General features: G+C 67.7%; 9 protein-coding genes. 1 reads left to right on the top strand and 8 read right to left on the bottom strand.

Going from position 1 to position 9,242, the window contains the following annotated elements; translation table 11 throughout:
• Positions 1 to 49 precede the first annotated feature (49 nt).
• The 5 genes from A5692_RS05615 to A5692_RS05595 all read right to left on the bottom strand — a co-directional run bounded on the left by A5692_RS05615 (position 50) and on the right by A5692_RS05595 (position 6,632).
• On the bottom strand, positions 50 to 589 hold the full coding sequence (locus A5692_RS05615) for a GNAT family N-acetyltransferase (RefSeq protein WP_197514367.1): 540 nt from the start codon (positions 587 to 589) through the stop codon (positions 50 to 52).
• Between the two features lie 140 nt (positions 590 to 729).
• The gene (locus A5692_RS05610; protein ID WP_068053132.1) at positions 730 to 1,590 is read right to left on the bottom strand and encodes a TIGR03619 family F420-dependent LLM class oxidoreductase; all 861 of its coding nucleotides are present in this window, start codon (positions 1,588 to 1,590) and stop codon (positions 730 to 732) included.
• Complete coding sequence (locus A5692_RS05605) at positions 1,587 to 2,234, bottom strand: PaaI family thioesterase (protein ID WP_082962384.1); 648 nt, start codon at positions 2,232 to 2,234, stop codon at positions 1,587 to 1,589. The genes A5692_RS05610 and A5692_RS05605 overlap by 4 nt, the downstream gene beginning before the upstream one ends.
• Positions 2,231 to 5,230 carry a bifunctional [glutamine synthetase] adenylyltransferase/[glutamine synthetase]-adenylyl-L-tyrosine phosphorylase gene (locus A5692_RS05600; protein ID WP_068053129.1) on the bottom strand — a complete coding sequence of 1,000 codons (3,000 nt, stop codon included), beginning with the start codon at positions 5,228 to 5,230 and terminating at the stop codon, positions 2,231 to 2,233. The genes A5692_RS05605 and A5692_RS05600 overlap by 4 nt, the downstream gene beginning before the upstream one ends.
• 64 nt (positions 5,231 to 5,294) lie before the next feature.
• Positions 5,295 to 6,632 (bottom strand): glutamine synthetase family protein, encoded by a 1,338-nt coding sequence (locus tag A5692_RS05595; RefSeq protein WP_068053126.1) that lies wholly within the window; start codon positions 6,630 to 6,632, stop codon positions 5,295 to 5,297.
• A gap of 323 nt (positions 6,633 to 6,955) precedes the next feature.
• On the opposite strand from A5692_RS05595, the gene A5692_RS28875 reads away from it, so the two are divergent.
• Entirely contained in the window at positions 6,956 to 7,468 is a 513-nt protein-coding gene (locus A5692_RS28875) for a hypothetical protein (protein ID WP_156765940.1), read from the top strand.
• Between the two features lie 120 nt (positions 7,469 to 7,588).
• Here A5692_RS28875 and A5692_RS05585 read toward each other — a convergent pair whose 3' ends face one another.
• The 3 genes from A5692_RS05585 to A5692_RS28870 all read right to left on the bottom strand — a co-directional run bounded on the left by A5692_RS05585 (position 7,589) and on the right by A5692_RS28870 (position 9,167).
• On the bottom strand, positions 7,589 to 8,050 hold the full coding sequence (locus tag A5692_RS05585) for a hypothetical protein (protein WP_068053119.1): 462 nt from the start codon (positions 8,048 to 8,050) through the stop codon (positions 7,589 to 7,591).
• Positions 8,051 to 8,215: 165 nt separating this feature from the next.
• Positions 8,216 to 8,539: a type II toxin-antitoxin system PemK/MazF family toxin gene (locus A5692_RS05580; RefSeq protein ID WP_068053116.1), complete on the bottom strand. Its 324-nt coding sequence runs from the start codon at positions 8,537 to 8,539 to the stop codon at positions 8,216 to 8,218.
• A 301-nt stretch (positions 8,540 to 8,840) separates the two neighbouring features.
• On the bottom strand, positions 8,841 to 9,167 hold the full coding sequence (locus A5692_RS28870; protein WP_156765939.1) for a hypothetical protein: 327 nt from the start codon (positions 9,165 to 9,167) through the stop codon (positions 8,841 to 8,843).
• Positions 9,168 to 9,242 lie beyond the last annotated feature (75 nt).

Here is a 9,242-nt window from a genome sequence, read left to right as displayed (position 1 = left end):
GGTCGCGGGTATCACGCAACCGAACGAGGCCAGCAATGGCTTTCACCGGTCATTCGGATTTCACGATCGGGCTGGGCGGGCCGTGGGCCGAGCCGACTAGGTCCAGTTGCATCCATGCGACATCGTGCCAGCGGCCGTCTTTCCATGCGGTGCGCCTATACAAGCCCGCGTCGTGAAATCCGAATGACCGGTGAAAGCCATTGCTGGCCTCGTTCGGTTGCGTGATACCCGCGAAAGCCGTTCGGTAGCCGCGCTCCCTGAGCCGGTGCAGCAGCCGCGTGTAGAGCTGGCGGCCGCCGCCCGTGCGGTGATGGTCGAGGTCGACATAGATTCCGGTCTCGGCCGACCACTGGAAGGTCGGTAGGCGCCTGAGCGCGTGACCATAGGCGAAACCGACGACCTGACCATCGCGTTCGAGGACCAGCCAGTCGTGGGCCTCGCGGGCGGCGGCGATGCGGGCGGCCATCTCCCCTACGCTCGGGACTTCGATCTCCCAGCTGATCGCCGTGTCCTCGACGTACGGGCGATAGATCGCACGGCACGCCGCGGCGTCCTGCGCAGACGCCGGGCGCACCCGACCGATTCGCATGCCAATCATTCTTTCAGGCTTGCAAGGGATTACAAGCCGCCCACAGGCGATCGAAGCCGCGAGACTGAAACCACGGCGCACGTTTGCGGCGTGTCGTCGCCCTGGGTTAAGTGTCGCGGCGCGAAAACGCGAGAGGTGAATTACGCGTCGAGCGCCAGGTCCTTGCGGAAGCGCTGCATGCCGTCGATCTTGTCGGCCAACGAGGCGTCCGGCCCGGCGTAGAACATCCACGGCATGGTGATGATGCCGGTGATGCCGGCGTCGGCGGCGCGCCGATAATCTGCGGTGGTGAATGCGTCGGTCAGCGGCGTCAGGACGGTGAAATCGTCCATCGAGAGCCCGTTTTCGGCCCGCAGTTCCCGCAACCGGCCGACCGCGTCGATGGCGCGGTCGGTCTTGATCAGGTCACCGATCCAGCCGTCGTTGCGGGCGGCGCGGCGCAGCGCGATGTCGCTGAGCCCGCCGACATACACCGGGATCGGCGGCGGCGTCGGCTCCATCTCCAGTCGCGGCGCCCGGTAGAACGCGCCGTCGAACTCCGTCCATCCCGGCCGCCACAACGCCCGCATCAGGTCGATGATCTCGTCGGTGCGTTTGCCGCGGGCCTCGAATTGTTCGCCCATCAGCGCGAATTCCTCGCGGCACCAACCGACACCGATGCCGAGCTCCACCCGGCCCTCCGCCAGGACCGCCGCGGTCCCAATCGCTTTGGCCGCCGAGTACGGGTTGCGCATCGCCGGGATGTAGACGGTGGTGACGAACCGCAGCCGCGAGCTGACCTGAGCCAGCGCGCCGACGAGGACCCACGGGTCGGGCCAGTCGGTGAACGGCTGCCAGCGCCGCTCGCCGTCTTTGGTGTACGGATACGGGGTGTCCAGGGTCTCCAGGTTGACGACGTGGTCGGGAATCCCGATGCCGTCGTAGCCGAGTTCGTCTGCGGCCTTGGCGATCTCGATGATCTCCCGGGTGTTCAGGAAGGCGCTGCTGACGTAGAACTTCATTGCGCTTCCCGCGCCCAGGACGGCTCGATGAAGACGCCGTCGGCCTCGACGGTGACCCCGGAAGCGTCCGAAATGGTGCCGCGGGCAAAGACTTTCACACCCTCCTTGCCCTCGATCCAGGCCTCGGACCGAAGCGGGCCCAGCGGGGTGCCGCGCAGGTACTTCACGGTGATGGTTCCGGTGAACCGCGGCTTGGACAGCCCCTCGCTGGCCGCCTCACCCAGCATGTGGTCGAGCACCAGGGCGCTCACCCCGCCGTGTACCAGCTTGGGCGGCCCCTCGTAGGCCGCCCCGAGGATGAATTCGCTCCAGCACCGGCCGCCGCCGTCGTGGTGGACGATGACGGGCGGCGCGATCGGATTGCCCAAGCCGATCGCGGCGTTTCCCAGCGTGAGCGGCCGCGCGCCGTCGACGCGGTAGCTCACACCGATCGGCCGGGTCCGTTGCCGCAACGACTCGGTGACCGCCTCGATCGCGGTCCGCGCGTTGGCGACGACGTCCTCGTCGGCCTCGGTGCGGATGGTGGCGTCGATGAGTTCCCGGACGGCGTCGGCCAGCGGGGCGTACAGGGCCGTCACTCGTTGCGCCTCCGCCGCGTCGAGCACCTCGAAAATGGCATCCAACGCGCCGGCCTCCTGACTCAACTCCCGAACACCTTCCGCACGACCGCCTTCGCGCGCCGCGTCACCCGAAGATAGTTGTCCAGGAATTCGCCGCCGTCGTCGGTCGGCCAGCCGGCGGCAACTGCGACCGCGTTGAGCTGCCGCCCGGGGCCCGGCAACTGATCGGTCGGCTTGCCGCGGACCAGCACCAGCGCGTTGCGGGCCCGGGTGGCGGTCAGCCAGGCCTGCCGCAGCAGGTCGACCTCGTCGGCGGGAACCAGGCCGGCCGCCTCGATCGCATCCAGGGATTCCAGCGTCGAGGTGTTGTGCAGGGCGGGGATGTCGTGGGCATAGAGCAGCTGCAGCAGCTGCACGGTCCACTCGATGTCGGCCAGTCCCCCGCGGCCCAGCTTGGTGTGGGTGTTGGGGTCGGCGCCGCGCGGCAGCCGCTCGGCGTCCACGCGGGCCTTGATGCGGCGGATCTCGCGCACCGCGTCCGACGACACCCCGTCGGCCGGATAACGCGTCTTGTCGGCGATCACCAGGAACCGCTGCCCCAGCTCCGCGTCACCGGCGACCGCGTGCGCGCGCAGCAGGGCCTGAATCTCCCACGGCTGCGCCCACTGCTCGTAGTACGCGGCGTACGAACCCAGCGTCCGCACCAGCGGACCCTGCCGACCCTCGGGCCGCAGGTTGGCGTCGACCTCCAGCGGCGGGTCGACGCTGGGGGTCCCCAGCAGCGTGCGCACCTGCTCGGCGACCGTCGTGGACCACCGGATCGCCACCGAGTCCTCGACACCGGACGCCGCCTCGCACACGAACATCACGTCGGCGTCGGACCCGTAGCCAAGCTCGGCGCCACCCAGCCTGCCCATGCCGATCACCGCGATGGCGGCCGGCGCCCTTCCTTTTTCGGAGCCGTCCTTGGGAAGGTTGGCGCGGATGATCGCGTCGAGCGCGGCCTGCAGCACGGCCACCCATACCGAGGTCAGCCCCCGGCAGACGTCGATGACCTCGAGGAAGCCCAGCAGGTCGGCCGAGCCGATGCGGGCCAATTCGCGGCGGCGCAGCGTGCGGGCCGCGGCGATCGCGCGCACCGCGTCGGGGTGGCGGCCGGCCGACGCGATCAGCGCCCGGGCCACCGCGGCGGGGTCGGTCTCGAGCAGTTTGGGGCCGGCCGGGCCGTCGCTGTAATCCTGAATCACCCTCGGCGCGCGCATCAACAGGTCCGGGACGTAGGCGGAGGTGCCCAGCACGTGCATGAGCCGCTTGGCCACCGCGGGCTTGTCGCGCAGCGTGGCCAGATACCAGTTCTCGCCGGCCAGGGCCTCACTCAGCCGGCGGTAGGCCAGCAGGCCGCCGTCGGGATCGGGGGCGTAGGACATCCAGTGCAGCAGCCGGGGCAGCAGCACCGACTGCACGCGGCCGCGCCGGCCGCTCTGGTTGACCAGCGCCGCCATGTGTTTCAGCGCCGTCTGGGGCCCCTCGTAGCCGAGCGCGGCGAGCTGCCGCTCGGCGGCCTCCGACGTCATGCCGTGCCGGATCTCCAGGCCGGCCGGGCCGATCGACTCCAGCAGCGGCTGGTAGAAGAGCTTGGCGTGCAGTTGAGAAACCCGCAGGTTCTGGTGACGCAGCTCCTCGCGGAGCACGCCCGCGGCGTCGTGCCGCCCGTCGGGCCGGATGTGCGCGGCGCGCGCCAGCCAGCGCACGGCCTCCTCGTCCTCGGCCTCCGGCAACAGGTGGGTGCGCTTGAGCCGCTGCAGCTGGAGCCGGTGCTCGAGCAGCCGGAGGAACTCGTAGGACGCGGTCAGGTTCGCCGCGTCCTCGCGCCCGATGTAGCCGCCCTGGCCCAACGCGTCCAGCGCGTCAACCGTGGACGCCACGTGCAGCGACTCGTCGCCGCGGCCGTGCACCAGCTGCAGTAGCTGCACCGCGAACTCCACGTCCCGCAGCCCGCCGCTGCCGAGTTTGATCTCGCGGCCGCGCACGTCGGCGGGCACCAGCTGCTCGACCCGGCGGCGCATGGCCTGCACCTCGATGACGAAGTCCTCGCGCTCGCAGGCCACCCACACCATCGGCATCAACGCGGTCAGGTAGCGCTCCCCGAGCTCCGCGTCGCCCACGGCCGCGCGGGCTTTCAGCAACGCCTGGAACTCCCACGTCTTCGCCCAGCGCTGGTAGTAGGCGATGTGCGACTCGACGGTGCGGACCAGCTCACCGCTGCGGCCCTCGGGCCGCAGCCCGGCGTCAACCTGGAAGAAGGCCGCCGAGGCGACCCGCATCATCTCGCTGGCCAGCCGGGTGGTGAGGGCGTCGGCCCGCTCGCCGACGAAGATCACGTCGACGTCGCTGACGTAGTTCAGTTCGCGGGCACCGCATTTGCCCATCGCGATGACGGCCAGCCGCGGCGGCGTGCGGTCGCCGCCGCACACGCTCAGCTCGGCCACCCGCAGGGCGGCGGCCAGCGCGGCGTCCGCCAGGTCCGACAGCTGGGCGCCCACCACGGTGAACGGCAGCACCGGTTCGTCCTCCACCGTCGCCGCCAGGTCGAGCGCGGCCAGCACCAACAGCTGGTCGCGGTACAGGGTTTGCAGGCGCGCCACCACCGTCGCGGGATCGCCCGACGCCTCGTCGACGCATCTGGTAAACGCCGCGCGCAGCTCGTCGTGCGTGGGCAGTTTGGCCTTGCCCCGCAACAGTTTCCACGAGTGCGGGTGAACGGCCAGGTGATCGCCCAGGGTCAGCGACGAGCCGAGCACGGCGAACAGCCGCCCGCGCAGCGGGCGTTCGGCGAGCAGCGCGGCGTTGAGCTCGTCCCAGTCGGTGTCGGGGTTTTCCGCCAGCCGGATCAGGGCGCGCAGCGCGGCGTCGGGGTCGGGTGCGCGCGACAGCGACCACAGCAGGTCGACGTGCGCCTGGTCGTCGTGGTCGTACCAACCCAGCTGCGTCAGCCGATCGCTCGCCGGGGGGTCGACCAGGCCGAGCCGGCCCACGCTGGGCAGCCGGGGGCGCTGCGTCGCGGGTTTGGTCACGACCACGACGGTATCGCAACCCGCCTGCGTTGCCGGGGAAAGGCGGGCGGCCTGGTGAGCGCGGCGCGGGCTACAGCGACAGGTAGGTGCTCAGCTCGTACTGCGTGACGTGGCTGCGGTAGTTGGCCCACTCCGTGCGCTTGTTGCGCAGGAAGAAGTCAAACACGTGCTCCCCCAACGTCTCCGCGACCAGCTCGGAGGACTCCATGGCCTTCAGCGCGCTGTCCAGGCTGGTCGGCAGCTCGCGGTAGCCCATCGCGATCCGCTCCTCGGGGGTCAGGTCCCACACGTTGTCCTCGGCCTGCGGACCCAGCACGTAGCCCTTCTCCACCCCGCGCAGCCCGGCGGCCAGCAGCACGGCGAACGTCAGGTAGGGGTTGCACGCCGAGTCGGGGCTGCGCACCTCGATGCGCCGCGACGACGTCTTGTGCGGCGTGTACATGGGCACCCGCACCAGAGCGGACCGGTTGGCCGCGCCCCACGACGCCGCGGTGGGCGCCTCCCCGCCCTGCACCAGCCGCTTGTAGGAGTTGACCCATTGGTTGGTGACCGCGCTGATCTCCGAGGCATGCTCCAGGATGCCGGCGATGAACGACTTGCCCACGTCGGACAGCTGTAGCGGGTCGTCGGGGCTGTGGAACGCATTGACGTCGCCCTCGAACAGGCTCATGTGGGTGTGCATCGCCGAGCCGGGGTGTTGCCCGAACGGCTTGGGCATGAACGACGCGCGGGCGCCGTTCTCGATCGCGACCTCCTTGATGACGTAGCGGAACGTCATCACGTTGTCGGCCATCGACAGGGCGTCGGCGAAGCGCAGGTCGATCTCCTGCTGGCCGGGCGCGCCCTCGTGGTGGCTGAACTCCACCGAGATGCCCATGAATTCCAGAGCCTCGATCGCGTGGCGGCGGAAGTTCGAGGCGGAATCGTGCACCGCTTGGTCGAAGTAGCCCGCGTTGTCGACCGGGACGGGCACCGACCCGTCGTCCGGGCCCGGCTTGAGCAGGAAAAACTCGATTTCGGGGTGGACATAGCAGGAAAACCCGAGGTCGTTGGCCTTCTGCAGCTGGCGGCGCAGCACGTGTCGCGGGTCCGCCCAGGACGGCGAACCGTCCGGCATGGTGATGTCGCAGAACATCCGCGCCGAGTGGTGGTGGCCGCCGGACGACCAGGGCAGCACCTGGAAGGTCGACGGGTCCGGGTTGGCCACGGTGTCGGATTCCGAGACCCGCGAAAAGCCCTCGATTGAGGATCCGTCGAAGCCGATGCCCTCTTCGAAGGCGCCCTCGAGTTCGGCCGGGGCAATGGCGACTGACTTGAGGAAACCGAGCACGTCGGTGAACCACAGCCGAACGAAGCGGATATCCCGTTCCTCCAGCGTGCGGAGGACGAATTCCTTCTGACGATCCATAACCGAAACAGTAGGCAACAGCTGTTAATTCTGTGTTACGGCAACGGATAACGCAGTGCACCGGGCGTAAATACCTGCAGGTCAGCGCAGCGCTATCATATAGTTATCCTACAGTCAGCTATCGCGTGTCAAAGACCCAGCGCACAGCGGCTGCCGCAGCGTTGACCCACTACTCCCGCTCGGCCGCGCGGCCGGTACCTCACGTGGGATCGGTGCGGGTAGCAGCAGGACCGACCACCCTCCGGCCGGCTCCAAGTGACCTATCGGCGTACAGGAGAGTTTGCCCCCTTGCTTCCAGCGTCAGTTTTGTTATCATTACCACCATGAGTTTTCACATACCCACGTCTGGTGAGATCAACGCCATGAGCGAGACCGACTACCGAGTGTTGGAGAACCGGATACGCCGCTTAGCGCGGCGCCGTGGCCTCAAGCTGGAGAAATCCAGGGCGCGCGACCCTCGTGCTGCCGACTACACGACGTACCAACTCGTCGATGCGTCTAGTGGGTCGGTCGTAGCCCGTGGGTTCGCCAGCGGCTACGGCATGTCGCTCGCTGATGTTGCTGCGTCACTGCTGGCTACCCCGATCGCCCTGCTCGCGGATGAGTTTGCCGCACGCGGTTACGAGGTCGAGCTAGGCAAGAATTTCGGCGGCGAGATGTGTCAGATCCTTGCAGATCCCAACGGACATCCGATCGCGATCAACGTCATCGACTTCGGGCGCGACCCCCTTGGCCGCAGCGTCGATATCCGCTGGGAGTCACATGGGCAACCGCATTTCATCGACACAGTGATGGAAACCGAAAAGCTGGGCGATCGCATCATCGAAACGTTCTGACGCCCCACGCGATGATCAACGCGCCCCGGCGCAGCCGGGCACGTTGAGGCCCGGGCAACGACCTGCAGGCGGTGACGTCAGCCGCCAGGGTGTTACGAACGGTACCCATCGCGATCGGGGCTACCCGCTCAGCATGTGGCCGCCCGCGCCGCCGAGCGCACTGACCGCGACGCCGGAAGCGAACGAGCCAAGCCATGCCGCCGCCTGCTTCAACTTGCTTCGCTCCGGTTCGTCGAACGACTCGTCGTCGCCGGCGGCGTCGAGCGCAGCGACCAGCCGTTCGAGCAGGTTCTCGGGCGTGGGCCACTGACCCGCCACGCGCAATGCATCGCCAGTCGGCGGTCCGACGGCGACGAAGTGACCGCCGAAATCGGTGCTGGCTGGTTCAAGGTAGGGCTCGCGATACAGGGCGCGCAGTGCCCTCTCGGTGGTCTCTGGGTCGAGATTGGCCTTGGCCGCGATTTCGCTCGGGCCGATCTTCGTCTTGCCGGTCGCCTCGAAAATTTCCACCACGGCCTTCAAGACGGGCAGATCGCGATTCGTCCAGGTGTCGGCGACTGGATCGGGGTTCTGGGGTGTCATGCCGCAACGTTAACGATGCGTTGGGATCGCTGCGGCGAAAAGCGCGCCGCATTTTGCGCGATGCCGCAGGACGCTGCGCTGATTGGCCGCTGGCCGCCTATTCGACGCCCGCCGCCGAGACTCCGGTAATGCCACGGGAACGCGCGGCCCCGATGGCGGCCGCGCTCAGGTCAAGTCGAAAGCAATTTTGAGCGCAGCGTCCAACTTCTCCATCGTCGGCGCCGACAACACTCCCCGCGGACGACCCGCAACTTCCTCTTCCCATAGAGGGTCAATTACGTCGGCCACCACATAGCCGGTTACCGGATCGTCAGGACTCAGTTCCACAGCACTTGGAACGCGGGACTTGTCGGTGCTCGTCACCATCGCGCCCAGAACGCTGTCCAGCAACCGATTCCGCACGTCATTCGACACGATTACGTAGTAATGCCTGCCACGCTCACCGCCCGCATCGACTGAATAAACTTGGCCGCGGCGCGCAGTCGTCATATCGACCGAAGTGTACGAATCCGATCACGCCGAGCACGGCGGGCAGCATCGATGGCCTTCTCGTCGTCGCTTTGCGCGGCCAACTTCAAGTAACCAGCCACGATCCTTTGGCGGTTGACCACCTCGGTGGCAGTCACTCTCGACGGGCTCCCGATCGGCGATCCACCCAGATACAGAAGGCCCGAGCCCTCCGGTCTGCGGTCCCAGGACAAGTGGTAACGCTGCAAGGCCTGGTAGACGCCCGGAACTGTGATTCTCTGGCCGCCAGCCACACTCGGACGAACGAATATCGCCGGCGCAGTCACTTTGGCGGCAGCTTTCCAAGATGGCGCCCGAGAGCATCCCAAAGCTCTTCGGCACGGCTGCGATTCAGCACGAAACTGCCCCGAGGTGCTATGACGATGGTGTTCCCCATGCGGGCTAGCCCTTCCTGAGCCGATTCGGGCGTGAGCCATGGCGGCGGGGCAACATGACCGAGGTACATGTAGACGGCATCCTGGAGCTGTTGATCCCACGCGAATAGGACCTGGTTAACTACTGCCGCCTCCGTGCCCATGTCGTCTGGCCAGCGCAATTCGACGTTTTCAGCGATCGGCTCGCCGGATGGGGCCTCGCTAGGTTTCGGCATACCCCTATCTTGGCAGAACGTCTGTAGCGCGTCAGCCGCTCAGTCTTAAAGCCGGGTCGTTGTCGGCGCGGTGCG

This window comes from Mycobacterium sp. E342, from assembly GCF_001667665.1.
Lineage (GTDB): Bacteria > Actinomycetota > Actinomycetes > Mycobacteriales > Mycobacteriaceae > Mycobacterium.
The sequence above is the reverse complement of the archived record's forward strand: the minus strand, read 5'-3'. Positions and strand labels throughout refer to the sequence as shown.

What these genes read in the sequence shown, in the direction of transcription:
- A5692_RS05580 (WP_068053116.1), bottom strand. Translation starts at nt 8,539, where the DNA reads ATGACGACTGCGCGCCGCGGCCAAGTTTATTCAGTCGATGCGGGCGGT.
- A5692_RS05585 (WP_068053119.1), bottom strand. Translation starts at nt 8,050, where the DNA reads ATGACACCCCAGAACCCCGATCCAGTCGCCGACACCTGGACGAATCGC.
- A5692_RS05610 (WP_068053132.1), bottom strand. Translation starts at nt 1,590, where the DNA reads ATGAAGTTCTACGTCAGCAGCGCCTTCCTGAACACCCGGGAGATCATC.
- A5692_RS05615 (WP_197514367.1), bottom strand. Translation starts at nt 589, where the DNA reads ATGCGAATCGGTCGGGTGCGCCCGGCGTCTGCGCAGGACGCCGCGGCG.
- A5692_RS28875 (WP_156765940.1), top strand. Translation starts at nt 6,956, where the DNA reads ATGAGTTTTCACATACCCACGTCTGGTGAGATCAACGCCATGAGCGAG.
- A5692_RS28870 (WP_156765939.1), bottom strand. Translation starts at nt 9,167, where the DNA reads ATGCCGAAACCTAGCGAGGCCCCATCCGGCGAGCCGATCGCTGAAAAC.
- A5692_RS05595 (WP_068053126.1), bottom strand. Translation starts at nt 6,632, where the DNA reads ATGGATCGTCAGAAGGAATTCGTCCTCCGCACGCTGGAGGAACGGGAT.